This window comes from Streptomyces sp. NPDC016469 (assembly GCF_040632905.1).
GTDB lineage: Bacteria > Actinomycetota > Actinomycetes > Streptomycetales > Streptomycetaceae > Streptomyces.
In genome coordinates this window covers 88,460-114,401 of the sequence record NZ_JBEYCQ010000018.1, presented here as the reverse complement: position 1 = coordinate 114,401, position 25,942 = coordinate 88,460, and the positions used below count along the sequence as shown (strand labels likewise).

General features: G+C 72.8%; 20 protein-coding genes. 8 read left to right on the top strand and 12 right to left on the bottom strand.

Going from position 1 to position 25,942, the window contains the following annotated elements:
* Positions 1-85 precede the first annotated feature (85 nt).
* The 7 genes from ABZ565_RS21750 to ABZ565_RS21720 form a co-directional block, all read right to left on the bottom strand.
* Positions 86-1,396, bottom strand: coding sequence for a site-2 protease family protein (locus tag ABZ565_RS21750; RefSeq protein ID WP_361029187.1), 1,311 nt, complete (start codon positions 1,394-1,396; stop codon positions 86-88).
* Positions 1,393-2,655 carry a 1-deoxy-D-xylulose-5-phosphate reductoisomerase gene (gene dxr / locus ABZ565_RS21745; RefSeq protein WP_361029184.1) on the bottom strand — a complete coding sequence of 421 codons (1,263 nt, stop codon included), beginning with the start codon at positions 2,653-2,655 and terminating at the stop codon, positions 1,393-1,395. The genes ABZ565_RS21750 and dxr overlap by 4 nt, the downstream gene beginning before the upstream one ends.
* Before the next feature lie 77 nt (positions 2,656-2,732).
* On the bottom strand, positions 2,733-3,968 hold the full coding sequence (gene aroA, locus ABZ565_RS21740) for a 3-phosphoshikimate 1-carboxyvinyltransferase (protein WP_361029181.1): 1,236 nt from the start codon (positions 3,966-3,968) through the stop codon (positions 2,733-2,735).
* Positions 3,969-4,052: 84 nt separating this feature from the next.
* Positions 4,053-5,999, bottom strand: a complete 1,947-nt coding sequence (locus ABZ565_RS21735; protein ID WP_361029178.1) for an acyl-CoA dehydrogenase family protein — start codon at positions 5,997-5,999, stop codon at positions 4,053-4,055.
* Between the two features lie 198 nt (positions 6,000-6,197).
* The gene (locus tag ABZ565_RS21730) at positions 6,198-7,643 is read right to left on the bottom strand and encodes an aldehyde dehydrogenase family protein (protein WP_361029175.1); all 1,446 of its coding nucleotides are present in this window, start codon (positions 7,641-7,643) and stop codon (positions 6,198-6,200) included.
* Between the two features lie 107 nt (positions 7,644-7,750).
* Positions 7,751-9,373 (bottom strand): PucR family transcriptional regulator, encoded by a 1,623-nt coding sequence (locus ABZ565_RS21725; protein WP_361029172.1) that lies wholly within the window; start codon positions 9,371-9,373, stop codon positions 7,751-7,753.
* Positions 9,374-9,507: 134 nt separating this feature from the next.
* Positions 9,508-11,946 (bottom strand): ATP/GTP-binding protein, encoded by a 2,439-nt coding sequence (locus ABZ565_RS21720; protein ID WP_361029169.1) that lies wholly within the window; start codon positions 11,944-11,946, stop codon positions 9,508-9,510.
* A gap of 248 nt (positions 11,947-12,194) precedes the next feature.
* Between ABZ565_RS21720 and gabT the strand changes: the two genes are divergently transcribed.
* Together gabT and ABZ565_RS21710 are read left to right on the top strand one after the other, a co-directional pair.
* Positions 12,195-13,535 carry a 4-aminobutyrate--2-oxoglutarate transaminase gene (gene gabT / locus ABZ565_RS21715; protein ID WP_361029166.1) on the top strand — a complete coding sequence of 447 codons (1,341 nt, stop codon included), beginning with the start codon at positions 12,195-12,197 and terminating at the stop codon, positions 13,533-13,535.
* A gap of 101 nt (positions 13,536-13,636) precedes the next feature.
* Positions 13,637-14,455 carry a phosphatase PAP2 family protein gene (locus ABZ565_RS21710; RefSeq protein WP_361029163.1) on the top strand — a complete coding sequence of 273 codons (819 nt, stop codon included), beginning with the start codon at positions 13,637-13,639 and terminating at the stop codon, positions 14,453-14,455.
* Here ABZ565_RS21710 and ABZ565_RS21705 read toward each other — a convergent pair.
* Both ABZ565_RS21705 and ABZ565_RS21700 read right to left on the bottom strand, forming a co-directional pair.
* On the bottom strand, positions 14,409-16,232 hold the full coding sequence (locus tag ABZ565_RS21705; RefSeq protein ID WP_361029160.1) for a glycoside hydrolase family 18 protein: 1,824 nt from the start codon (positions 16,230-16,232) through the stop codon (positions 14,409-14,411). The genes ABZ565_RS21710 and ABZ565_RS21705 overlap by 47 nt on opposite strands.
* A gap of 100 nt (positions 16,233-16,332) precedes the next feature.
* Positions 16,333-16,791, bottom strand: coding sequence for a hypothetical protein (locus tag ABZ565_RS21700; RefSeq protein ID WP_361029157.1), 459 nt, complete (start codon positions 16,789-16,791; stop codon positions 16,333-16,335).
* A 166-nt stretch (positions 16,792-16,957) separates the two neighbouring features.
* Between ABZ565_RS21700 and ABZ565_RS21695 the strand changes: the two genes are divergently transcribed.
* Positions 16,958-17,527, top strand: a complete 570-nt coding sequence (locus ABZ565_RS21695; RefSeq protein WP_361029309.1) for an NADAR family protein — start codon at positions 16,958-16,960, stop codon at positions 17,525-17,527.
* A 52-nt stretch (positions 17,528-17,579) separates the two neighbouring features.
* On the opposite strand, the gene ABZ565_RS21690 is transcribed toward ABZ565_RS21695, so the two are convergent.
* A complete protein-coding gene (locus tag ABZ565_RS21690; protein WP_361029154.1) occupies positions 17,580-18,566 on the bottom strand; it encodes a DUF4190 domain-containing protein in 987 nt (328 codons plus the stop codon).
* A 116-nt stretch (positions 18,567-18,682) separates the two neighbouring features.
* Between ABZ565_RS21690 and ABZ565_RS21685 the strand changes: the two genes are divergently transcribed.
* The 5 genes from ABZ565_RS21685 to ABZ565_RS21665 all read left to right on the top strand — a co-directional run bounded on the left by ABZ565_RS21685 (position 18,683) and on the right by ABZ565_RS21665 (position 23,670).
* Complete coding sequence (locus ABZ565_RS21685; RefSeq protein WP_361029151.1) at positions 18,683-19,717, top strand: adenosine deaminase; 1,035 nt, start codon at positions 18,683-18,685, stop codon at positions 19,715-19,717.
* Between the two features lie 25 nt (positions 19,718-19,742).
* Positions 19,743-20,453, top strand: coding sequence for a glycerophosphodiester phosphodiesterase (locus ABZ565_RS21680; RefSeq protein ID WP_361029148.1), 711 nt, complete (start codon positions 19,743-19,745; stop codon positions 20,451-20,453).
* A gap of 56 nt (positions 20,454-20,509) precedes the next feature.
* Positions 20,510-21,655 (top strand): histidine kinase, encoded by a 1,146-nt coding sequence (locus ABZ565_RS21675; protein ID WP_361029145.1) that lies wholly within the window; start codon positions 20,510-20,512, stop codon positions 21,653-21,655.
* Positions 21,652-22,377, top strand: a complete 726-nt coding sequence (locus tag ABZ565_RS21670; protein ID WP_361029142.1) for a response regulator transcription factor — start codon at positions 21,652-21,654, stop codon at positions 22,375-22,377. Before ABZ565_RS21675 ends, ABZ565_RS21670 begins: the two co-directional genes overlap by 4 nt.
* A 93-nt stretch (positions 22,378-22,470) precedes the next feature.
* A complete protein-coding gene (locus ABZ565_RS21665) occupies positions 22,471-23,670 on the top strand; it encodes a serine hydrolase domain-containing protein (protein WP_361029306.1) in 1,200 nt (399 codons plus the stop codon).
* A 1-nt stretch (position 23,671) separates the two neighbouring features.
* Here ABZ565_RS21665 and ABZ565_RS21660 read toward each other — a convergent pair whose 3' ends face one another.
* Together ABZ565_RS21660 and ABZ565_RS21655 are read right to left on the bottom strand one after the other, a co-directional pair.
* Positions 23,672-24,202 (bottom strand): hypothetical protein, encoded by a 531-nt coding sequence (locus ABZ565_RS21660; protein WP_361029139.1) that lies wholly within the window; start codon positions 24,200-24,202, stop codon positions 23,672-23,674.
* Positions 24,203-24,316: 114 nt separating this feature from the next.
* A complete protein-coding gene (locus ABZ565_RS21655; protein ID WP_361029136.1) occupies positions 24,317-25,756 on the bottom strand; it encodes a gamma-aminobutyraldehyde dehydrogenase in 1,440 nt (479 codons plus the stop codon).
* Between the last annotated feature and the right edge of the window lie 186 nt (positions 25,757-25,942).

Here is a 25,942-nt window from a genome sequence, read left to right as displayed (position 1 = left end):
CCCCGTACGGAATGTCGGCCCGCCGGACGCACCCCGCACACCGCCGGTCACTCGCGGTGCACCGGGCGCGTCCGGCGCGCCCCGGTCAGGTGATCTTGACCGGGTTGACCACGTCGGCGACGAGGACGAGCAGGGTGAAGCAGATGAAGACCCCGGCGACCACGTACGCGACGGGCATCAGCTTGGCGACGTCGAACGGGCCGGGGTCGGGGCGCTTGAAGATCCGCGCCGTGTGCCGGCGCAGCGCCTCCCACAGGGCCCCCGCGATGTGGCCGCCGTCGAGCGGGAGCAGCGGCAGCATGTTGAAGAGGAACAGCGAGAGGTTGATGCCCGCGAGCAGATTGAGCATCATCGCGATCTGGCTCTCCGTGGGCACGTCGAGCGCCATCACCTCGCCGCCGATCCTGGCGGCGCCGACCATGCCGACCGGGGAGTCCGCGGTGCGCTCGCCGCCCCCGAACGCGGCGTCCCAGAGGGCGGGGATCTTGGAGGGCAGGGCGATGATCGAGCGGACGCCGTTCTCCGCCATGTCGCCCATCCGGACCACGGAGTCGCCGAAGGAGAGCGGCAGGATCTCCGGCTTGGCGGCGAAGCCGAGGTACCCGGCCGTGACGAACTTGCCGGGGACCGGCTGGCCGTCGGAGTCCTTCTTGGCGACCGCGTTCTTCAGGAGCACCGCGTGCAGGGTCTTCTCCCGGCCGTCGCGCTCGACCGTGATGGCGGCGGGTCCCGTGGTGTCGCGGATGCGGTCGGAGAGCGCGTCCCAGGAGTCCATCCGCTCGCCGTCGAAGGCGACGATCTTGTCGCCCTTCTTCAGCCCGGCGGCCTGCGCGGGCGAGACGGCGTCGGACTTCTTGCAGGTGGTGCGCTCCGTGCTCTGCGGGATGACGCACTTCTGGACGCCGGCGACCTCGGTGGTGTTGGTCTGGAAGCCGAAGGTCATGGAGACGCCGAGGAAGATCGCGACGGCCAGCACCAGGTTCATGAAGGGGCCGGCGAACATCACGATGACGCGCTTCCACGGCTTGCGCGTGTAGAAGAGGCGGTCCTCGTCGCCCGGCTGCAACTCCTCGAAGGATGCGGATCTGGCGTCCTCGATCATGCCGCGCCAGGGCGAGGTGGAGCGGGCCTCCAGCTTCCCGTCGGCGCCGGGCGGGAACATCCCGATCATCCGGATGTAGCCGCCGGCCGGGATGGCCTTGATGCCGTACTCCGTGTCGCCCTTCTTGCGGGACCAGATGGTGGGGCCGAAGCCGACCATGTACTGGGGGACGCGGATGCCGAAGAGCTTGGCGGTGGAGAGGTGGCCCAGCTCGTGCCAGGCGATGGAGAAGAGCAGACCGAACGCGAAGACGGCGATGCCGAGAATCGTCAGCAGGATCGTCGTCATGCTCATGCGCGTGCCTCCGCAATGGCCTTGGCCGAGAGTTCCCGGGCCCGGGTCCGCGCCCAGGTCTCCGCTTCGAGTACGTCCGCGACGGTGAGAGAAGTTCCCGATTCCGGTGTGCCGTGTTCGCCCACCACCGCGGTGACCGTGTCCATGATGCCGTTGAAGGGCAGCTTCCCGGACAGGAACGCGTCGACGCACTCCTCGTTGGCCGCGTTGAACACGGCGGGGGCTGTGCCGCCCAGCGCGCCGACGTGCCGGGCGAGGCCGACGGACGGGAAGGCTTCGGTGTCCAGCGGGAAGAACTCCCAGGTGGACGCCTTCGTCCAGTCGAAGGCGGGCGCCGCGTCGGGGACGCGCATGGGCCAGCCGAGGCCGATGGCGATCGGGCCGCGCATGTCGGGCGGGGTGGCCTGGGCGAGCGTGGAGCCGTCGGTGAACTCGACCATGGAGTGCACGTACGACTGGGGGTGGACGACGACCTCGATGCGGTCGAAGGGGATGTCGTAGAGCAGGTGCGCCTCGATGACTTCGAGGCCCTTGTTGACCAGGGTGGCCGAATTCACGGTGATGACCGGTCCCATGGCCCAGGTCGGGTGTGCCAGGGCCTGCTCGGGGGTGACCTCGGCCAGCTCGCTCCGGGTCCGGCCGCGGAAGGGGCCGCCGGACGCGGTGACGACGAGCCGGCGCACATCGGCGCGGGTGCCGCCGGCGAGCGCCTGGAAGAGCGCGGCGTGCTCCGAGTCGACGGGGATGATCTGCCCCGGGGCGGCCAGCGCCTTGACCAGGGGGCCGCCGACGATCAGGGACTCCTTGTTGGCGAGCGCCAGGGTGCGGCCCGCCTTCAGGGCGGCCAGGGTCGGGGCGAGGCCGATGGAGCCGGTGATCCCGTTGAGCACGGTGTGGCAGTCGCTCGCGGCCAGCTCCGTCGCCGCGTCGGGTCCGGCGAGGATCTCGGGGAGCGGCTCGCCGGCCCCGTACTCCTGTCGCAGCGCCTCGCGCAGGGCGGGTACGGCCTCGGGCGAGGCGACGCCGACCGTGCGCACCTTCAGCAGGCGGGCCTGCTCGGCAAGCAGGGCGACCCGGCCGCCGGCCGCGGACAGCGCGGTGACGCGGAAGAGGTCGGGGTTGCGCAGCACCAGGTCGATGGCCTGGGTGCCGATGGACCCGGTGGAGCCGAGGATGACGAGATCCCGGCGTTCTTCCACGGCGTCGAAGACGAGGTGCGGGTCGGCGAGAGGGGCAGGGCTGTCGGTCATGCGCCCCATTGTCGCCGCTCCCTCCGTGTGCGGGGACAGGGTGTCCCGGGTCGGCCCATCGCGTGTCCCGGTCCCCGCGCTCCCCCTCAGCCGGTGGCGGCGGCGAACGCCTCGTGGAAGCCGGGGAAGGTCTTGCGTACGCAGCCGGGGTCGTCGTACGTGATGCCGGGGGTGCGCAGGCCGGCGACGGCGAACGACATGACGATGCGGTGGTCGCCGTGGGTCTCGACCTCGACGGGCCTGGGCCTGCCGGGCCGGATCTCGATCCAGTCGGGGCCCGTGGAGACCGTGATGCCCATGCGCCGCAGGTTGTCCGCGCACGCCTCCAGCCGGTCGCACTCCTTCACGCGGGTGTTGCCGACGTCCTCGATGCGTACGGGCCCCGAGGCGAAGGGGGCGATCGCGGCGAGCGTGGGCATGGTGTCGGAGATGTCGCGCATGTTGACGGTGAGGCCGCTGAGGGTGCCGGTCGAGCGGACCGTGGTGGCGCCGTCCTTCATGGTGACGTCGGCGCCCATGCGGCGCAGGACGTCGGTGAACCGCAGGTCCCCCTGGAGGGCGCCCTCGCCGAGTCCGGGGACGGTGATCTCGCGGCCGGTGAGGGCGGCGGCGGCGAAGAAGTAGCTCGCGGTGGAGGCGTCGGGTTCGACGGAGTAGGTGGTGGCGCGGTAGCCGCCGGGCTCCACGGTGAAGACGGTGCCGCCGGGGCCGCTCCGGGTGACCTGGGCGCCGAAGGAGCGCATCATCGCGACGGTGATCTTGATGTAGGGCGCCGAGACGAGGTCAGTGACGGTGATCCGCAGCCCGGTCCCGGTGAGCGGGCCGAGCATCAGCAGGGCGGTGAGGTACTGGCTGGACTGCCCGGCGTCCAGGGTGAGTTCGCCGCCCTTGATGCCGGCCGCCTCGATGCGCAGCGGGTGGTGGCCCTCGGCCTCCTCGTGGCGCAGGTCGACGCCGAGGGTGCGCAGGGCCTCGGTGAGCGGGGCGAGGGGGCGGCGGCGCATCTGCGCGGAGGCGTCGAAGCGGTAGCTGCCGCGGGCGCCGGCCGCCGCGAGGGTGGGCAGGAAGCGGGCGGTGGTGGCCCCGTCACGGCAGTAGACGTCGGCCTCGGTGGCGGCGGGCCCCGCCGGGCGGCCGGTGATGTGCCAGGCGTCCGCCTCCTGCTCGACCTCGTAGCCGAGCGCGGTCAGCCCGGCCGCGAACCCCTCGGTGTCGTCGGAGCGGAGCGGGCGTACGAGCGTGCTCCGGCCGTTCGCGGCGGCGGCCAGGAAGAGGGCGCGCGCGGTGACGGACTTGGAACCGGGGACATGGATGACGGTCACGGGCGTCCATCCTGCCGTGGACCGGAACGTGCGGCGGGGCGCGTCCAGCGACTGGACGCGCCCCGCCGGCAACGGCCCGCCGGCTCAGCGGATCGGCCGGTGGACGTTCTCCTCGGTGGAGGGGCCGGGAGTGGCGTCGGCGATCCAGGGGCCCTCGCCGCTCGGGTCGACCACGCCCTCCTCCAGCCAGCCGTACGTGCCCGACAGGACGCCCTCCACGACGCGCCGGTCGAGGTCGTCGGTGTTGGACCAGAGCCGGGTGAACAGCTCCTCGACGCGGATGCGGGCCTGGCGGCAGAAGGCGTCGGCGAGCTGGTACGCCTCGCGGCCGTGCTCGTCCGTGGCGCGCAGGTGCTCGGCGCGGACGCAGGCGGCGCTCATCGCGAAGAGTTCGGCTCCGATGTCCACGATCCGGCCGAGGAAGCCCTGTTTGGTCTCCATCCGGCCCTGCCAGCGGGACATGGCGTAGAACGTGGAGCGGGCCAGCTTGCGCGAGGCGCGTTCGACGTACCGCAGATGCGTGGCCAGGTCCGGGTGGCCGGCCGGGTTGAACTCGGCGTAGGTGGTGGGCAGCTGCCCGGGGCCCGCGACGAGCTTGGGCAGCCACTTGGCGTAGAAGCCGGCCGCGTTGGCGCCGGCCTTCGCCTTGGCGGAGAGCGGTTTGTCGGGGTCGATGATGTCGCCGGCGACCTTGAGGTGGGCGTCGACGGCCTCGCGGGCGATCAGCAGGTGCATGATCTCCGTGGAGCCCTCGAAGATGCGGTTGATCCGCATGTCGCGGAGCATCTGCTCGGCGGGCACGGCCCGTTCGCCCCGGGCGGCGAGGGAGGCGGCGGTCTCGAAGCCGCGTCCGCCGCGGATCTGGACCAGTTCGTCGGCGATCAGGCAGCCCATCTCGGAGCCGTACAGCTTGGCGAGCGCCGCCTCGATGCGGATGTCGTTGCGGTCCTCGTCGGCCATCTGCGAGGCGAGGTCGACCACGGCTTCGAGGGCGAAGGTGGTCGCGGCGATGAAGGCGATCTTGGAGCCGACGGCCTCGTGCCGGGCGACCGGCCTGCCCCACTGCTCGCGGACGGCGGACCACTCGCGGGCGATCTTCAGGCACCATTTGCCGGAGCCGACGCACATCGCGGGCAGCGAGAGCCGGCCGGTGTTGAGCGTGGTGAGCGCGATCTTGAGTCCGGCGCCCTCGGGCCCGATGCGGTGGGCGGCGGGCACGCGCACCTGGTGGAAGCGGGTGACGCCGTTCTCGATGCCGCGCAGGCCCATGAAGGCGTTGCGGTGCTCCACGGTGATGCCGGGGGCGTCCGCCTCGACCACGAACGCGGTGATGCCGCCCTTGCCCTCCGGTGACTTCGGGACGCGTGCCATGACGACCAGCAGGTCCGCGACGACACCGTTGGTGGTCCACAGCTTCACTCCGTCGAGGACGTAGTCGTCCCCGTCCCGGACGGCGGTGGTGGCGAGCCGCGCGGGGTCGGAGCCCACGTCCGGCTCGGTGAGGAGGAAGGCGGAGATGTCGGTACGGGCGAGGCGGGGCAGGAAGGTGTCCTTCTGCTCCTGCGTGCCGAAGGTCTTCAGCGGCTGGGGCACGCCGATCGACTGGTGGGCGGAAAGCAGCGCGCCGATCGCGGGGCTGGCGGAGCCGGCCAGGGCGAGGGCCCGGTTGTAGTAGACCTGGGTCAGACCGAGGCCGCCGTACTTGACGTCGATCTTCATGCCGAGCGCGCCGAGTTCCTTGAGGCCGTTCACGACCTCGTCGGGGATCTTCGCCTCGCGTTCGATGAGGGCGCTGTCGACCCGGGTCTCGCAGAACTCGCGGAGCCGGGCGAGGAATTCCTCGCCGCGCCGGACGTCCTCGCCGGCGGGCTGCGGGTGCGGGTGGATCAGGTCCAGGCGGAAGCGGCCGAGGAAGAGTTCCTTGGCGAAGCTGGGTTTGCGCCAGTCCTGTTCCCGGGCGTCCTCGGCGACCTGGCGCGCTTCGCGTTCGGTGACCTTGGGCGTGGGCTGTTGTGCGGATGGAGCGGACATGAGGGCTCACCTCGCCGCGTCGTCGGGTGGGCGGACCCGGCAGGCGCACGGGCGGGGGTGTCCGCCCGTGCGTACCTGTCCGGTTCTACTCGTCCGTATGTACCCGATTCCCGCCGCCCCGACCAGCCTCGGGGCGCCGATCGGGTCGGCCGCCACTCCACTGCCCGCCGCGGGGTGCGGCATGCGCCCGCGTGGGCGTCAGAGCGCGAGGTCCGTGAGGACGAGGACGCGCTCGTAGGTGTAGTCGTCCATCGCGTAGCGGACGCCCTCGCGGCCCACACCGGACTGCTTGGCTCCGCCGTACGGCATCTGGTCGGCGCGGTACGAGGGGACGTCGCCGATGATCACACCGCCGACCTCCAGCGCGCGGTGGGCGCGGAAGGCGGCCTGGATGTCATGGGTGAACACGCCCGCCTGGAGCCCGTACTGCGAGGCGTTGACGGCGGCGAACGCCTCGGCCTCGCCGTTCACCTTCTGCACGGACAGGACCGGCCCGAAGACCTCCTCGGCGGCGAGGGTGACGCCGTCGGGCAGCCCGGCGAGGACGGTCGGGGCGTACGTCGACCCGTCGCGCTTGCCGCCCGCGAGGAGTTGGGCGCCCGCCGCGACGGCCTCGTCCACCCAGGACTCGACGCGCCGGGCGGCGGCCTCGTCCACGAGCGGGCCGACGTCGGTGGTGGGGTCGGACGGGTCGCCGGTGACCTGGGCCTCCACGGCGGCGACGATCCTGGGCAGCAGCCGGTCGTACACCGCCGCGTCGGCGATGACGCGCTGGACGGAGATGCAGGACTGGCCGCCCTGGTAGTTGGAGAAGGTCGCGATGCGGGTCGCGGCCCAGTCCAGGTCCTCGTCGGTGGCGTAGTCGCCGAGGACGACGGCGGCACCGTTGCCGCCGAGTTCCAGCGTGCAGTGCTTACGGGGCACCGAGTCCATGATCGCGTAGCCGACGGGGGCCGACCCGGTGAAGGAGATCACGGGCAGCCGCTCGTCCTGGACCAGGGCGGGCATCCGGTCGTTGGGGACGGTGAGGACGGACCAGGAGCCGGCCGGGAGGTCCGTCTCGGCCAGCAGCTCGCCCAGGACCAGCGAGGAGATCGGGGTGGCCGGGGCCGGCTTCAGGATGATCGGGACGCCGACGGCAATGGCCGGGGCGACCTTGTGGGCGCTCAGGTTCAGCGGGAAGTTGAAGGGCGCGATGCCGAGGACGGTGCCGCGCGGGAAGCGCCGGGTGAGGCCGAGCCGGCCGGTGCCGCCGGCGTCGGTGTCCAGGCGCTGGGCCTCTCCGCTGTTGAACCGGCGGGCCTCCTCGGAGGCGAAGCGGAACACGGACACGGCCCGCCCGACCTCGCCGCGCGCCCACTTGATGGGCTTGCCGTTCTCGGCGGAGATCAGCTGGGCGATCTCCTCGGTGCGCTCGGCGAGCCGGCGGGCCACGTGGTCGAGCGCGGCGGCGCGGACGTGGGCCGGGGTCGCGGCGAACTCCTCGCGCACGGCGTGCGCGGCGGCGACCGCCTCCTCGACCTGGGCCTGGGTCGGGACGGAGACCGTCCCGACGAGGCGCCCGTCCCAGGAGTTGGTGACGTCGAAGCTTTCCTCGCCGGTGGCCTGGCGGCCGGCCAGCCAGAAGGCGTGGGTGGAGGTCATGGAGTTCCGGCCCTTCGATGGCGTGGGGTGTGTCCGCCCCCACGGTAGGGCCGGGGCGGCCGCCTGGCGTTTGTCCTGCGTGGAGCGGACAGCGGCCCGGGTGCGCCTTATTGGCCAGGGCCCGTCCGGCGGATCTTCGCGGACCCACGAAGATCCGCCGGACTGGCCCCAGGGGGTGTGGTGACCTTCAGGGCGAGCCAGAGCTCCATCCGGACGTCCGGGTCGTCCAGCGAGCGGCCGAGGATCTCCTCCACCCGCCGCATCCGGTACCGCAGGGTGTGCCGGTGGACTCCCAGGTCGGCGGCGGCCGCGTCCCACTGGCCGTGGTGCGAGAGCCAGGCGCGCACGGAGGCGACCAGATCGCCCCGGCCCTTGGCGTCGTGCTCGTACAGAGCACGGAGCATGCCGTCCGCGAAGGCCCGCACCGCGTCGTCGGCGAGCAGCGGCAGCACGGACCCGGTGGCCAGCTCCGCATGCTCGACCAGGGCGCGGCCCCGGCGGCGGGCCACCGAGAGGGCCTGCTCGGCCTGCTTGTACGCGGCGGACACGGCGACCGGGCCGGCCGGTGCGGACATGCCCACCACGATGTCCGTCTCCTGGGCGGCGGCCGGCTCGCGCGGGGTCAGCTCGTCCTGCGCCTCGGCGTACGCCGCGCAGGCGGTCACCGCCGCGCCGCCGTCGGCGGCCAGCACCAGGAGCCGTTCACCCTCGGGCACCATCAGCAGGGTTTCGCCGGACCGGTCTGCGGCGGTGTCCAGCGCGTCGGCCAGGAGCGCCGTCGCCGTGGGGTGCTGGCCCTCGGCGATGAGCAGCCGGAAGGGGGCGTCGAGCAGCCCGCCGTAGAGGTCCCCGGCGACGGCGCGGGCGTGGTCGGGCTGGCCGGCGAGCAGCATCCGGAGCACCGCCGCGCCGAGGCGCTGTTCGGCGCCCTGGAGGGCGCGGGAGCGGGCGGTGGTGAGGGTGAGCAGGGCGACCGCCGAGTGCACGGCGTACCGCTCGGCGGTGCCGAGGGCCGCCCCGGTGCCGACGGCGAGGGCGCCGCGGACCCGGCGGCCGGTGCCCAGGGACTGGAGCTCGACGCGGTCCTCGGTGTCGCCGACGACCATGCTGGCCGGGGCGGGGCGGGCCCGCAGCCGCTCCACCTCGGGGGTGAGCCGGGCGGCGCGGCGGGCAGCCCAGTCGGGTGCGGCGGCCACGACGGCCCCGGCGGTGTCGTAGAGGGCGGCCCAGCCGTTGACGTGGGCGGCGAGGCGGGTGAGGAGGGCGGCGGGGCCGTCCCCGGCGAGCGCCGCGCTGGTCAGCTCCCGCTGCGCCTCGAAGCCGGCGGTGACCGCGCGGTACTGATCGGCCGCGATGTGCGAGGAGACGGCCTTGGCGATGGCGATGAACGGGGTGCGGCGGGGCACTTCGAGCAGCGGGAGCCCGGCCTCCTCGGCGGCTCCGATCAGGGGCCGGGGGACCTCGTCGTAGTTGACGCCGACGGCGAAGCCGAGCCCGGCGACCCCCGCATCGGCGAGCCTGCGCACGTAGCGCCCCATCGCCTCGGGGTTCTCCGCGTCCAGGTTGGTGGCGGTGACCAGCAGCAGTTCGCCGCCCTCCATGTAGGGGACGGGGTCGGTCAGCTCGCTGGCGTGTGCCCAGCGCACTGGGGTGTCGAGGCGGTCCGCCCCCGCGCGCACCGTGAGTTTGAGCGCCGAGTGCTGGACGAGCGAGGCGAGCGTGGGCGGCATGGGGTTGAGGGCCTTCGGCAGGGGGCGACTTCGCCGTCCCGTATGAACGGCTCACTTCGATTCTGCCAGGGTGGCAGAGTCCCTGTCACCGCTGCCACTCGCGTCCCTTACGCCCCTGCCGCCCCTCCCCCTCCTCAGTCGGCCAGCCGCACGAGCAACGGGGGCATGTGCTCGCCGTCCACGGTGGTCAGGGAGAGCACCGCGTGGCCGTGCGGCAGTTCGTAGGCGAGCGCGGAGGCGGACCACCGCTCCCGTTCGACCTGGCGCACGGTCACCGCGTCCGTGGTCACGGCCTTGCCGGTGGCCATCTTGCGCAGGGAGTGCAGGGCGCGGGTGAGCGGCTGGTCGGCGAAGACGCCGTGCTGGGCGACCTCACGGACCTCCACCCACTCCTTCCCCCAGGCCTCCGCGAAGCGCTTGCCGTCCCAGGTGGTGAGGCCGGGGAAGACCATGGTGCAGCCGAACGCCCCGAGCAGCGCCGCGTGCAGCCCCTCCGGGACGTCGTCCAGGGTGCGCAGGGCGAGGACCGCCGCCGCGTTGACGGACCGGAGGCGGCGGATGCCCCGGACGGTGTCGGCGGTGACGGTGTGGGTGGCGTCGTCCAGGACGAGGCAGACGAACAGCGAGCGGTCGGTGCGGGCTGCGGTGACGGCGTTGAACTGGGCGAGCACCAGGCGGGCCAGGATGCGGGACGCCTCGGCGTGAACCCGCTCCGGCAGGTCGACGCGGACCCGCAGCGGGTGCCGGCCCAGGGAGCGCAGCGAGAACGGCCGGGCACCCTCGCCGGTGGCGAAGAACCCCGCGAAGGCGGGCCGGTCGAGCGTGGCGATCCGGTCGGCCAGGACGGCGGCCGGATCGGCGCCGCCGCCCGCCTGGCGGACCCTGGCCTCCAGCTCGCGCAGCATCGCCTGGTGCCCCCCGGCCTCCAGGGCCTCGCGCAGGGCGCCGAGCGCGGCTGCGGAGCCTTCGAGGAGTTCGCGGAGTTCGGGTACGGAGGGGAAGCGGCCGTGGACCGTGCGGAACGGGCCGAGCAGCTGCCCGAGGGCGGTCGCGGCGCGCCGGGTCTCCAATGCGGGGATGTCCCCGGCCAGCCCCTCGGCGAGGGCCGCCGCGGCCTCGTCCGGGTCGGTGGTGCCGCCGTACAGGTCGAAGTCGTGCAGGGAGGCGGGGTCGCCGATGCGGATGACGACGTCGTAGGCGTCGTCCGGGCCGAGGCCGCCGCCCGCGCCGCCGACGGCGAGCACCGCGGCCTGGCCGGTGAGCGCCCGCAGCGCGAGGGCTTCCACGACGGGCCTGACGACCCGCCCGGTCTTGCCGGAGCTGGGCGGGCCGACGACGAGCAGGGATGTGCCGAGCGAGGAGGGTTCCAGCGCCATGCCGGAGCCCCGGCGCGGGTAGGGGTTGCGCGGGTCGTCGGCGCACTCCCCGATGCGGACCTGGCCGGTGAGCGGGTCGTGGGTGGCGGTGCGCCGGGGCACGTCCCGGAGGCCGGAGGGATGCAGGAAGGCGTCGGCGCCCTTGCGGAGCACGGTCTCGGTGAAGGAGGCCAGCCGGTCGGGGCGGCCGCGCGCCCCGGTCCAGGCGTGGCCCACCCGTACGCAGTCCACGTCGTTCATCCGGCCCGCGTACACGGCGGCGGTCAGCGCCTCGGCGGCGTCGGCGGCGCCGGCGGCACGCAGGTCGGGCCACTGGGCGCGCAGGGGGCCGTCCGCGGGGGCGGGGGCGGTGCCGTCCGCGACCCGGGGGCGGGCGGGCGCGCGTCCGGCCCGGAGGTCGCGGAGGGCGTCTCCCCAGTGGGCGGCCCGGGCGATGGGCCACACCACGATCGCGGTGGTCAGCGCGTAGCAGGTGTAGGCGGCCACGGTGGCCTTCAGCCGGTCGCCGCTGAGCAGCCAGTCCTGCGCCGACCCCATGAGCACGAGCAGCAGCGGCACCTTCGGGGTCCAGGCCAGCCACAGCAGCACCACCGCGGCGGCCACCGACAGCGTCAGCCTGAGGCGTTCGTACCGCTCGCCAGTGAAGTACCGGAGGACGTGGGCCCAGCCGCCGACCCGTGCGGCGTAGAAGCCCAGGATGAGCACCAGGACCTCGTAGTACAGGGTGGTCGAGTCGACCACCAGGCCCGGCGCGTCGTCCCGCAGACCGCCCAGGACCCACCACTTGGGCCCGGTGATGATCTCGATCGGCTTGAACACATAGGGGACGGCGCGCGCCGAGAGCAGCAGCCACAGCAGCAGCCAGAGGATCAGCGTCGCGGCCGGGCCCACCAGCGAGGGGCGCGGCGGCCGCTCGGCGGGCCGGGGCACGAATCCGTACCGCCAGACGCCGGGTCCGGTTTGGGGTCGGGGCGCGTTGAACCAGTCGGCGGTGGGCGAAGCGGTGCCCGGCGCCGGGGTATGCGCGGGCGGCGCCGGCACGGCGGGGGGCCGGGCGGGCGGCGGGACCGCGGGCGGGTAGGCGGGCGGGGCGGCGGGGGGCGGACCCGCCGGACGCGGTACGGGGCCTCCGGCCCGCGCCTCGGGCGGCTGCGCACCCCGCGTGTCCCACGCGCCGTGCGTCCCGTCGTTGTCCATGAACCGTTGCCCCCTCGACCAGCCAGGTCCGTCGCTGCACCGGCCAATCTAGTGCGCGCACACGGTGAGTTCAGCAACGCGCCCGGATAGTGACCGCCGGGATGGCGCCCCGAGCCCGCGCGCCGCCTTCTGTCCTTCGCGGACAACGACACGTACGCGACCACTACCGATCGGAGCATGCCCGTCCCCGGGTCACGCGCCTAGCCTGCACAACGAAGAAGCGTCCGAAACACCCCCAGGAGCCCCGCATGACCGAAATCCCGCAGGAGCGCCGACTCGTCACCGCCATCCCCGGTCCGAAGTCGGTCGAGCTGCAAGACCGCCGGCTCGCGGCGGTCGCCGCGGGCGTCGGCTCCACCCTGCCGGTGTTCACCGCGCGGGCGGGCGGCGGGATCATCGAGGACGTGGACGGCAACCGTCTGATCGACTTCGGTTCCGGCATCGCCGTGACCTCGGTCGGCGCCTCAGCCGAGGCCGTGGTGCGCCGGGCCTCCGCGCAGCTCGCCGACTTCACCCACACCTGCTTCATGGTCACGCCGTACGAGGGGTACGTGGAGGTCTGCGAGCGGCTCGCGGAGCTGACCCCGGGCGACCACGCGAAGAAGTCCGCGCTGTTCAACTCGGGCGCCGAGGCCGTCGAGAACGCGGTGAAGATCGCCCGCGCGTACACCAAGCGGACCGCGGTCGTCGTGTTCGACCACGGCTACCACGGCCGGACGAACCTCACGATGGCGCTGACCGCCAAGAACATGCCGTACAAGCACGGCTTCGGCCCGTTCGCGCCGGAGGTGTACCGGGTGCCGGTGGCGTACGGCTACCGCTGGCCGACCGGCGCCGAGAACGCCGGCCCGGAGGCGTCCGCCCAGGCCATCGACCAGATCACCAAGCAGATCGGCGCGGAGAACGTCGCCGCGATCATCATCGAGCCGGTGCTCGGCGAGGGCGGCTTCATCGAGCCGGCCAAGGGCTTCCTGCCGGCGATCGCCCGGTTCGCGAAGGACAACGGCATCGTCTTCGTGGCCGACGAGATCCAGTCGGGCTTCTGCCGGACCGGCCAGTGGTTCGCCTGTGAGGACGAGGGCATCGTCCCGGACCTGATCACCACCGCCAAGGGCATCGCGGGCGGCCTTCCGCTGTCGGCCGTGACCGGCCGCGCCGAGATCATGGACGCGGCGCACGCCGGCGGCCTCGGCGGTACGTACGGCGGGAACCCGGTCGCCTGCGCGGGCGCCCTCGGGGCGATCGAGACCATGCGCGAGCTGGACCTGAACAAGAAGGCGAAGCGCATCGAGGAGGTCATGAAGGGCCGCCTCGAAGCGATGCGCGCGAAGCTGCCGAACGGCGGGCTGATCGGTGACATCCGGGGCCGCGGCGCGATGATCGCCATCGAGCTGGTGAAGCCGGGCACGAAGGACCCGCACCCGGAGGCGGCCACCCGGCTCGCGAAGGCGTGCCACGCCGAGGGCGTTCTCGTCCTCACCTGCGGCACGTACGGCAACGTCCTGCGCTTCCTGCCGCCGCTGGTGATCGGCGAGGACCTGCTCAACGAGGGCCTGGACGTCCTGGAAGGCGCCTTCGCCGGGATCTGACCCCGGGTTCCGTGTGTGCCTGTGAAGAAAAGGTGGGGGGCCGATGGCGGGATACCGTACCCGCTATCGGTCCCCCTTCCCCTGACGTACGGTCTTCGCAGATGAGAGAAACACCCCGCCCGCAGGGGACTGCGGGTGAATCCGGGTCGGGGCTTCCCCAGCACCGTCCCGGGCGTGCCTTCGCGCACACCACTGGGGCACCACGCTCCGGAACTCCTCACCGATCGGATGGCCGCTCGCCCCACACCCCCCGGGGCGTGCGGCAAACCGGTCCACTCGTCCGCTCCGGAACAACCCCCCCAGTTCCGGGGCGGACGGCTTTTTTCCTCTCCCTGGTGTCGGGCCTGTCGGCCCTCTTCGCGCTGACCACCTGGCAGATCGCCGCCGACGGCCCGCTGCGCGGCCTCGACGAGCGCGCCGGACGGGCCTTCGTCGGCCACGGTCCCCGATGGCTCACCGAATTCCTCGCCGATCTCGGCAACATGCAGGTCGCCCTTCCGGTGCTGGCGTGCGCGATCGGCTGGTCCGTGCTGCGCGGACGGCGGTGGGAGGTGCTGGGCGCGGCCCTCGCGATGGCGGCGGTTCCCCTGCTCGTCGTACCGCTGAAGGAATGGATCGCCCGGCCCGGGCCGCTGACGGAGGCCACCGGCTACTACCCGTCGGGACACGCGGCGACGGCGGCGGTGGCGTACGGGGCTTCGGCGCTGCTGCTCGCCGGGCGCGGGCGGCACACGTGGATGATGCCCGTCGCCGCCGTCCTGCTGACGGCGGCGACGGGCATCGGTCTGGTGCTCCGCGGCTATCACTGGCCGCTGGATGTGCTGGGCAGCTGGTTCCTGTGCGGGCTGCTGCTCCTGCTGTTGTACGGGGTGCTCAGCCGAAGTAGGCGTCGAAGTTCTTCGAGAACTCCCAGTTGTTGAAGCGGTCCCAGTTGACGGACCAGGTCATCAGGCCGCGCAGGCCCGACCAGGTGCCGTGGGTGGCGTAGGAGCCGCAGTCGGTCTTCTTGGTGAGGCAGTTCAGTGCCTTGGTCACCTCGGCGGGCGAGGTGTGTCCGTTGCCCGCCTGGGTCGAGGCAGGCAGGCCGATCGCGATCTGGTCGGGCCGCAGCCCGGGGAAGACCTTCGTCTGGTCGCCGGCGACGGGGAAGCCGGCCATCAGCATGTCGGTCATCGCGATGTGGAAGTCGGCGCCGCCCATGGAGTGGTACTGGTTGTCCAGACCCATGATGGAGCCCGAGTTGTAGTCCTGGACGTGCAGCAGGGTGAGGTCGTCGCGCAGCGCGTGGATCACCGGCAGATAGGCGCCGGCGCGCGGGTCCTGGCCGCCCCAGGGGCCGGAGCCGTAGTACTGGTACCCGAGCTGCACGAAGAAGGTCTCCGGGGCCATGGTGAGGACGAACTTCTCGCCGTACTTGGCCTTGAGGGTCTTCACCGCCGAGATCAGGTTGACGATCACCGGGGTGGTGGGGTTCCGGAAGTCGGTGTCGCCCGTGTTCAGCGAGAGCGAGTGGCCCTCGAAGTCGATGTCCAGGCCGTCGAGGCCGTAGTCGTCGATGATCTTGCCGACCGAGGAGACGAACGTGTCCCGGGCCGCGGTGGTGGCGAGCTGCACCTGGCCGTTCTGGCCGCCGATGGAGATCAGCACCTTCTTGCCGGCGGCCTGCTTGGCCTTGATGGCCGCCTTGAACTCGGCCTCCGACTCGACGTTCGGGCACTCGGTGACCGGGCAGAGCTTGAAGCGGATGTCGCCCGAGGTGACGGAGGTCGGCTCGCCGAAGGCCAGATCGATGACGTCCCAGGAGTCGGGCACGTCCGCCATGCGCGTGTAGCCGGACCCGTTGGCGAAGCTGGCGTGCAGATAGCCGACGAGCGCGTGGGCCGGCAGCTGGGTACCGGTACCGCCGTCGCTGCCCTTGCTCGTGGTCGCCGAGACCGCGGCCGACTTGGCGGACTCACCCGCCTCGTTGACGGCGCTGACCTGGAAGCTGTACGCGGTGGAGGGGCTGAGTCCGGTCACGGTCGCCGAGGTCCCGGTGACGCTCTGGACCTTGGTGCCGCCCCGGTAGACGTGGTAGCCGGTGGCCCCGGAGGAGCCCGTCCAGGACAGGGCGACCGAGGACGAGGTGACCGTGCCGGTCTTGAGGCCCGTGGGGGCGGAGGGCAGCACGACCGGGTCGCCTCCGGGGCCGATCAGGCTGACGTCGTCGGCGTAGTAGGCCGGGGTGCCGTACCAGCCGTGCGTGTAGATGCTGACCGAGGTGGTGGACGGCCCGGTCGTGAAGGTGGTCGTGAGCCTCTGCCAGCCGGGGGCGGACTGCGTCCAGGTGGAGACGTCCGTCGTGCCGGTGCCCGAGGCGCCGAGGTAGACGTAACTGCCTTGCACCCAGGCGCTCAGCGTGTACGTGGAGCCGGGCTTGACCTTCACGGACTGGGCGCACTTGGCGTTGTCGCTGCCGGCCGGGGTGGCCTTCAGCGCCGAAGTGCCGCCGTGTACGGGGGTGCTGACGGCCGCTCCGCTGCCGCCGGAGCAGTTCCAGCCGGACAGCCCGGCCTCGAAGGTGCCGTTGCTCGCCACCTCGGCGTCGGCCGCGGCGGCGGTGGGAGCCGAGGCGGCGAGGCCACCGGCGGCCAGGAGGGCGGCCGAGAAGGCGGCCACCAGTCCGGTCATGCGGGCAGGGGGTCTTGTGCGTTCCACAACGGCCTCCGTACAGGGGGGAATTGATGCGGCGCGGGGAATTGATGCGGCGCGCACAACATGGTCCAGACCAATCGGGTTGTCAAGACCTCTGGCAGCGTCAGGCCCCCTCGCCGCCCGTCGGTCCCGCCGCCGCCTCGTGCATCGCGAGTTCCAGGAGCGTGGCGTCGGTGAGGGTGCCCGAGCCGTCGGGCGGGACGAGCCAGCGCACCTTTCCGGCCGGGCGGCCCGGGTGCGGGACGACGATCCAGGTGCCGAGCCCGGCCCCCCGGACGCCCGTGCCGACCCAGCTGGCGACGGTGCCCGGTGCCACGAAGAAGCCCATCCGGGACTCGCCGAAGTCCGCGAGGACCGGCCCCGGCCGGTCGATGAGCCGGGTCAGCACATCGAGCGTCGGATAGCCCAGCTCCCCCGGCAGGATGAGCACGTCCCAGCGCCGGCCGGCGGGCAGGAGCGCGATCCCCCGCGGATCGCGCTCCCAGTCCCACCGGCAGGCGACCGGATCTGGCGCCGCCGACGCCAGCCACTCGACCGCTGCCCTGACCTCCGAGCCCGTCATGGCCCGCCTCCCCATCCGAGTCGCGCCGGCCGGGCGGCGGGCGCGTTCACCGGGGAGAGCGGGTGGGGGCCGATCCATGACGCGGGTTCGACTACCCATAGGTAGTGATCTGGGTCACACGGGCTCGTTGTCAGTGGCGGATGGCAGACTCCGGAGCATGGAACACATGGGGGATGCGCGCAGTGTCGGGGACCTCGTCGAGCTGACCGGCCGCGGCGAGAAGGTGGAGTACCTGCACTTCTGGGGGCACCGGCCACGCCCCGACGGCAGCATCGGCGCGAGCTGCCTCAGTCAGTGGTGGCCCTCGCCGTTCACGGTCGACGGCGTGACGTACGCGTCGGCGGAGCACTGGATGATGGCCGGGAAGGCCCGGCTGTTCGGCGACGCGGAGGCGGCGGAGCGGGCGGTGGCGGCGAAGAGCCCCGCCGAGGCGAAGAAGATCGGCCGACTGGTCCGGGGCTTCGACGACGCCGTCTGGAAGCGCGAGCGGTACGGCCTGGTGGTGGCGGGCAGCCTGCACAAGTTCGGCCAGGACCCGGAGCTGGGCGCGTTTCTGCTCCGCACCGGGGACCGGGTGCTGGTGGAGGCCAGCCCGATGGACCGGATCTGGGGCATCGGGCTGTCGGCGGACGACCCGCGTGCCCAGGACCCGGCGGCGTGGCGCGGGCTCAACCTGCTGGGGTTCGCGCTGATGGCGGCCCGGGAGGAGCTGCGGGGCGCGGCCGAGTCCATATGACACGGTCGGCGGGACGCCCTCCGGCGCCCCGCCGGCCGGCGTCCCCGTCCGCTCAGGCCCGTACGGAGAAGTGGCCCAGCGGCGGAAGCTCGCACGCCTCGGCGACGAGGGAGACGGACGCGGGCTCGTAGTCGGACCCGCTGTCGTCGTCATCGAAGTCGTCGTTGGTCACGAGCCAGATGAAGAAGCCGAGGAACGCCGCGCTGACGACGATGCCGATGGAGCCGAGGATGATCCCGGCGAGCGCCACGCCCCCGTTGTCGGCCTCGCCCCGCTGGGCGCGGCCGCGGCCGATGATGCCGAAGATCAGCGCGAGGATGCCGAGGATGATGCCCAGGCCGTACATGCAGAAGCCGGCTGTCGCGATGATGCCGAGCACCAGGGCCGCGATGCCCATCCCGTTGGCGGGCGCCGGACCGCCCCATGGATTCCCGTAACCGGGGTAGCCCGGGTAGCCGTACTGCGGGGCCTGCCCGGCGGGGTAGCCGTACTGCGGGGGCTGAGTGCCGGCGTAGCCGTACTGCGGGGCCTGCGGGCCGGGGTAGCCGTACTGCGGCTGGGTGCCGGGGTAGCCGTCCTGGGGCGGCGGTCCGGGCTGCCCCGGGCCATTCGGCCCGACGGGCGGCGGGGGCACCGCACCGGGCGCTCCGGGGGCGGCCCATCCGGCGGGCCCGGTCCGCGGGGCGCCGAATCCGGCGTGCGGTGCCGATTCCCGTCCCGGGCCCGTTCCGATGCCCGGCATGGAGGTGACCGTCAGCTGGTCGTGCACGGCGGGCGGTCGCGGGGCGTCGGATATGCCGTCGCCGGATATGCCGTCGGCCGGGGTGCGCGGGGCGTCGGCGCCGGGGTTCTCGGCGCCGGGGCCCTCAGGGCCGGGCTTCTTGTCCAGGGGCACGCGGCCGGCCGGGGGCGCCGGGCTGTCCGAAGGCTCGGGGCTGTCCGTGACCGCCGGGTTCTCGCGAGGCGCGCGGCGCTCCGGCGGTGCCCAGGGGTCGATCGGTGCGGCCCCGTCCGCAGGCTGATCCGTGTTGTCTGACATGGGCCTCCCCCATCGTGATGCGGTCATGCTACGGGCCCGTCCTACGATGACTCCCGTCCCCGCCCCGGCCGCCCCACGGCCGGAGCCCGTCACACTCCACGCCCACGGAGGCCCCGATGACCGACCTGCACCCCTTCATCGCGGGGCTGCCCAAGGCCGAGCTCCATGTCCACCACGTCGGTTCGGCCTCCCCCCGCATCGTCGCGGAGCTGGCCGCGCACCACCCCGACTCCAAGGTCCCCACCGCCCCCGAGGCGCTGGCCGACTACTTCACCTTCACCGACTTCGCCCACTTCATCGACGTCTACCTCTCGGTCGTGGACCTGATCCGCACCCCGGAGGACGTCCGGCTGCTGACGTACGAGGTCGCCCGTGACATGGCCCGGCAGAACATCCGGTACGCGGAGCTGACGGTCACCCCGTTCTCCTCGACCCGGCGCGGCATTCCCGAGCAGGGCTTCATGGAGGCGATCGAGGACGCCCGCAAGGCGGCCGAGCGGGAGCTCGGCGTCGTACTGCGCTGGTGCTTCGACATCCCCGGTGAGGCCGGCCTGGAGGCCGCCGAGGAGACCACCCGGCTCGCGGTGGACCTGCGGCCCGAGGGGCTGGTCTCGTTCGGCCTCGGCGGCCCGGAGATCGGCGTGGACCGCCCGCAGTTCAAGCCCTACTTCGACCGCGCGATCGCCGAGGGCCTGCACTCCGTGCCGCACGCCGGGGAGACCACGGGCCCGCAGACCGTCTGGGACGCGCTGACCGCGCTGCGCGCCGAGCGCATCGGCCACGGCACCAGCTCGGTCGCCGACCCCAAGCTGCTCGACCACCTCGCCGAGCAGCGCATCGCCCTGGAGGTCTGCCCCACGTCCAACATCGCGACCCGGGCGGTGAAGGACATCGAGCAGCACCCGGTCCGCGAGATGGTCCGGGCCGGGGTGCTGGTCACGATCAACAGCGACGACCCGCCCATGTTCGGCACCGACCTCAACAACGAGTACGCGGTGGCCGCCCGCGCCCTCGGCCTGGAGGAACGAGGCCTGGCCGCGCTCGCGAAGAACGCCGTCGAGGCGTCCTTCCTGGACCCGGCCGGCAAGCGCACGCTGACCGACGAGATCGACACGTACACCACCAACTGGCTCGACCGCGCCGGACGGTGATCCCCGGGCGGCGACAATGGCGCCCATGCCCATCCCCACGCCTGTCACCGCCGTCGCCCATCGCGGCGATCCGTACCGCGCCCGCGAGAACACCCTCCCCTCGATCCGCTCCGCGCTCGAACGCGGGGCGGACGCGGTGGAGATCGATGTCCGGCTCACCCGGGACGGGGTGCCGGTCCTGCTGCACGACGCCACTCTGGACCGGCTGTGGGGCCATGGCCTGCGGCTGGACCGGCTCGGCCACCAGGAGCTGACCGAGCTGACGGCGGACGGTGTGCCGACGCTGCGGGAGGCGCTGCTCTCCGTCGGCGCGCACCGCGTGATGATCGATCTGCCGGGCGCCACGACGGAGTCGGTGAAGCGCACGGTGGGCGTGGTACGGGAGTGCGGGGCCGGGGACCGCGTCTACTACTGCGCCGGGCCCGAGGCGATGCTGCGGGTACGGGCGGCCGACCCGTCCGCCGAGATCGCGATGACCTGGACCACGCTCGCCCCGCCCCGCGCCGCGCTGCTCGACGCGGTCCGGCCGCGCTGGCTGAACTACCGGTTCGGGCTGGTCAGCCGGGAGCTGACGGACCGCAACCACCGCGACGGGCTGCTGGTCTCGGCCTGGACCGCCGACACCGGCCGGACGATGCGCCGGCTGATCGGCCACGGCGTGGACTCCGTCACCACCAACCGGATCGATGTGCTCCGCAGGCTGATCGACCGGGACACCGCCGGGCGGAGACCGTGATACGTCCCCGTACCGCCTGGCGGAGGCTTCGGGAGACCGGCGGCCCGGGCCCCCGGATGACCGACATCGGTGTGGTCCTTGTGGTGCAGGCGGCGGTGTCGGTCCCGTGGGTGCTTCCCCGCGACCCCCGCCTCGAACCCGCGACGGTGTCCGCGTATCTGCTGACCACCCTGACCGTGCTTCCGCTGCTGTGGCGGCGCCGGGCCCCCGTGCGGGTGCTGCTGGCGGTGGTGGTGGCGCAGAGCCTGTACGGGCTGGTCGTCGACGGCCCGGGACAGACCCTGCCGTACACGGGCCTGGTCGCCCTCTACAGTGTCGCCGCCCACGCCCCGCCGCCGGCCCGCCGGCTCTGCGGGGCGCTGACCCTGGCCGTCGTCTTCCCTTCGGTCGCCCTCAACACGGGCGAGGTCCGTGAACTGGTCTTCTCACTGATGGTGTTCACGGCGGCCTACGGCTTAGGCCGGTTCACCGACACCCGTCAGGCGTACACCCGGGCCGTCGAGGACCGGGCGAGGCAGCTGGAGGTGACCCGCCGGATCGAGGCCGAGCAGGCGGCGGCGCGCGAACGGGCCCGGATCGCCCGCGAGATGCACGACATCCTGTCGCACGCGGTGAGCCTGATGATCGTGCAGGCGGAGGCCGGCCCGGTGGCGGTCCGTACGGCCCCGGAGAAGGCCGAGGCGGCGTTCGACGCGATCTCGGAGGCCGGCCGGGACGCGATGGTCCAGCTGCGCCGGATGCTCGGGGTGCTGCGCGAGGAGGGGCAGGGGCCCGGAGCGCCCCGGGCCCCGCAGCCGGCCCTGGCCGGCCTCCCGGCACTCGTGGAGCGCGTACGTTCCAGCGGCCTGGAGGTCACCCACACGGTGACCGGTCCGGAGCGCCCGCTGCCCCGCGACACCGACAGCGCCGTGTACCGGATCGTGCAGGAGGCCCTGACCAACACGGTCAAGCACGCCGCCGCCACCAGGGCCGGCATCCTGCTGGCGTACGGGGAGAGCGGCCTGACCGTCTCGGTGACCGACGACGGCCGGGGCGCGGGCGCGGGCGGCGGAGCCGGGCACGGGCTCATCGGCATCCGGGAGCGGGCGGCGGCGCACGGCGGCAGCGTCCGCACCGGCCCGGGACCGGACGGACGCGGCTTCCTGGTCGACGTCACGCTGCCGCTCCTGCCGGTAACGTCGGCGGCGGAGGTGGGGAGTTGACGATCCGTGTCGTGGTGGCGGACGACCAGGAGCTGGTCCGCAGCGGCTTCGCGATGATTCTGGACGCGCAGCCGGACATCGAGGTGGTGGCGGAGGCGGGCGACGGGGCGCAGGCAGTGGACGCGGTGCGCCGGCTGGAGCCGGACGTGGCCCTGCTGGACATCCGGATGCCCGTCCTCGACGGTATCGCCGCCTGCCGCGAGATCAGCGCCCGGACCGCCTGCCGGACGGTCATGCTGACGACGTTCGACTCCGACGCGTACGTGTACGAGGCGCTGCACGCCGGGGCGAGCGGCTTTCTGCTCAAGGACGTCCGCCGGGACGACCTCGTACACGCGGTACGGGTGGTGGCGGCGGGTGACTCGCTGCTGGCCCCCTCGGTGGCGCGGCGGCTGATCGCCGAGTACACCTCGCGCCCGCCGGCCGCACCGGCGACGGGCCCGGACGAGCGGCGGCTCGGCGTGCTGACCGCCCGGGAGCGCGAGACGCTGCTGTATCTGGCACGCGGGCTGTCCAACGCGGAGATCGCGGCGGCCATGGTGGTCAGTGACCACACCGTGAAGACGCACGTGGGCAACGTGCTGTCCAAGCTAGGCCTGCGCGACCGCATCCAGGCCGTCATCTGCGCCTACGAGACCGGGCTGGTCGCTCCCTCGCCGGAGGGAGCGGCCTCCCCCGCGCAGGGGAGGAGGGAACCCGCGGGAAACCCCCCGCTCCGGTGATCCGCCGGTGCCCCCGGTTGCACAGGATGAGACCGACAACGGCGCGGCCGAAGCGGCCCCGCCGCCGATCTCTCCGCCCGGAGGCACCGCATGATCAACCGAACCGTCCGCACCGTCCTCGCCGCCGCTCTGGTCGCCGGCCTCGCGGCGGGCACCGCGGGGCCGGCCCTCGCGACGGGCGCCCCGGCGCCGGGCGGGACGCACGCGACCACCCCGGCGTACACGGGCGCGGACACCGAGGCGCTGAGCGACCTCATCGCCGGGCTGCCGGACGACGAGGCGACCGCGGCCCTGGTCCGGCTGGGCGGTACCGCGGGCGCCTGGCGCGGCTCCGCCGGGGTGCACGACCTGGTGACGCGACGCCCGGCGGACCCGGACGCGCGCTTCCGGGCGGGGTCGGTGACCAAGATCTTCACCGCGGCGACCGTGCTCCAGCTCGTCGCCGAGCGGAAGCTCGGCCTGGACCGCCCGGTCCGCTCCTACCTGCCGGAGCTGATCCCCGAGGCGTACGGGGCGGTCACCGTGCGCCAGTTGCTGAACCACACCAGCGGGCTGCCGTCCGCCGACTTCCCGGGCGACACGGTGGAGGAGTGGTACGCCAATCGGTTCCACCGCTTCGACGCGCGCGAGCTGGTCGCCTCGGCCACGGCCAAGGAGCGCGAGTTCCCGGCGGGGAAGCGGCAGCACTACCTCAACATCAACTACACGGTGGCCGGGCTGCTGATCGAGAAGGTCACCGGGCACGACTACGCGGCGGAGGTCTCCCGCCGCATCCTGGCCCCGCTGGGCCTGAGCGACACGTCTTTCCCCGGTTCCGACCCCCGTATCCACGGACCGCACAACCACGGGTACCAGCGCATGAAGTCGGAGGACGGCACGGTCACTCTGCGGGACGTCAGCGTGTGGGGAGCGACCGACGGCTGGGCGGCCGGGGACATCATCTCCACCACCGCGGACCTGGAGCGCTTCCTGACCGCGCTGTTCCGCGGCCGGGTGGTGCGCGGCCCCCTGCTGGAGGAGATGTTCACGCTGCCGGACTCCTCGGTGCGCGACTTCGTGACCGGCAGGAAGCCCATGTACAGCGCCGGCCTGACCGCCTGGCAGCTGGGCGGCCGCCAGGTCTGGGGCAAGACCGGCGGCCGCTGGGGCTACAACGCGGGGCTCGGCGCCACCCGCGACCTCTCCCGCTCCCTCGTCTACAGCGTCAACTCCACGGACGCGAAGGCCGGGGGTGAGAACGAGCTGGTGATGGGCCTCGTGACCACGGTCTTCGGGGCTCCGTCGGGCGACTGAGTCAGGCGGCGGCCGGCTCCGGCTCCGGCACGCGCTCCAGGGCCTCCAGCCGCTTGATCGCGCGGTGCACGAGCAGCAGCGGGATCACCCCGAGCACGCCGAATGACATGTCGATGACGGACCACCAGAAGGGGATGTCGCGGATGGGCCCGCAGATCAGCGCGAGCGGGATGATCCCGGCGCAGGCGATCATGCCGAACTCGATCACCCAGATGTTGCGGACCGGGTCGCGGAAGGGCCCGTAGAAGGCGACCGCGATGACCAGGTGGGCGAAGGCCAGCCAGTCGGTGCCGTACAGCACGAAGGGATACCGGGCGTCTGCCTCGTCGAGGCCGGTACGGACGCGGGTGATCCACTCCAGCAGATCCGGGAAGTGCTCGGGGACGGGGGAGGCCGAGGACGTCAGCAGATCCTCGGTCCAGCGCAGTTCGTGGACGAGCGGGAAGGCGGTCAGCCCGCTCAGGACCAGACAGACGATGAAGACGACCAACCACACGCGTATACGCCGCCGCAGGGCGTTTCGCTCGCTCATGTCCGCAGCGTACGCCCGCATTTACCGGCTCTTTACGCCGCCCCGTGTACAGCGCGGGAAGGCCCGCGGCCCTGTGCGTACCGGCTGGTTCGCACAGGGCCGCGGAGGGGTCGCTCAGCCCTCGATGGACGTCATCACGTGCTTGATGCGCGTGTAGTCCTCGAAGCCGTAGGCCGAGAGGTCCTTGCCGTAACCGGACTTCTTGAAACCGCCGTGCGGCATCTCGGCGACCAGCGGGATGTGGGTGTTGATCCAGACGCAGCCGAAGTCCAGGTTCTTCGACATCCGCATGGCGCGCGCGTGGTCCTTGGTCCACACCGAGGAGGCCAGGGCGTACTCGACCCCGTTCGCCCACTCCACGGCCTGCGCCTCGTCGCGGAACGACTGGACGGTGATCACCGGGCCGAAGACCTCGTGCTGGATGATCTCGTCGTCCTGCTTGAGCCCGGAGACGACGGTCGGGGCGTAGAAGTAGCCCTTGTCACCGACCCGGTGGCCGCCCGCTTCGACCCGGGCGTGGGCGGGAAGGCGCTCGATGAAGCCGCTGACCTGGGCCAGCTGGTTGGCGTTGTTGAGCGGGCCGTAGAGCACGTCCTCGTCATCCGGCCGCCCGGTCTTGGTGTCGGCGGCGGCCTTGGCCAGCGCGGTGACGAACTCGTCGTGGATCGACTCGTGGACCAGCACGCGCGTGGCGGCCGTGCAGTCCTGCCCGGCGTTGAAGTAACCCGCGACCGAGATGTCCTCGACGGCCTTGGCGAGGTCGGTGTCCTCGAAGACGACGACCGGCGCCTTGCCGCCGAGCTCCAGGTGGACCCGCTTGACGTCCTTGGCGGCCGACTCGGCGACCTGCATGCCGGCCCGCACCGAGCCGGTGATGGAGGCCATCGCCGGGGTCCGGTGCTCGACCATCGCACGGCCGGTGTCCCGGTCGCCGCAGATGACGTTGAAGACGCCCTTGGGCAGGATCTGCCCGATGATCTCGGCGATCAGCACGGTCGAGGCGGGCGTCGTGTCGGACGGCTTGATGACCACGGTGTTGCCCGCGGCGAGCGCCGGGGCGAACTTCCAGACGGCCATCATCATCGGGTAGTTCCACGGCGCGACCTGCGCGCAGACGCCGACCGGCTCGCGCCGCACGATGGAGGTCAGCCCCTCCATGTACTCGCCGGCCGAGCGCCCCTCCAGGAGCCGGGCGGCACCCGCGAAGAAGCGGATCTGGTCCACCATCGGCGGGATCTCTTCGGTGCGGGTCAGCCCGATCGGCTTGCCGGTGTTCTCGGACTCGGCGGCGATGAGGTCCTCGGCCCGCTCCTCGAACGCGTCCGCGATCTTGAGCAGGGCGCGCTGGCGCTCGGCCGGTGTGGCGTCGCGCCAGGCGGGGAACGCGGCCGCGGCGGCGGCCATCGCGGCGTCGACGTCGGCGGGGCCGGAGAGCGGCGAGGTCGCGTAGACCTCCTCGGTCACCGGGTTGACCACGTCGATCGTCCGCCCGTCGGCGGCGTCCCGGAACTCCCCGTTGATGTAGTTGCGCAGACGGCGTACCTCGGCGGTCACGGCCACCCCTCCTCGTGTATGTCCAATGGGTGAGACGACCAGCGTAGTCGGGCGCCGCCGTGCGGTGCCGGGCAAGGCGTCCCCCAGCGCCCGGAGCGGCCCGGATGCGGCCGATCGAGTGGGAAGAGGCGGGCCCGGGCCGCGTGCTGTCCGCTCACCGCGATCCGAATCCTTACGGTGCCGAGT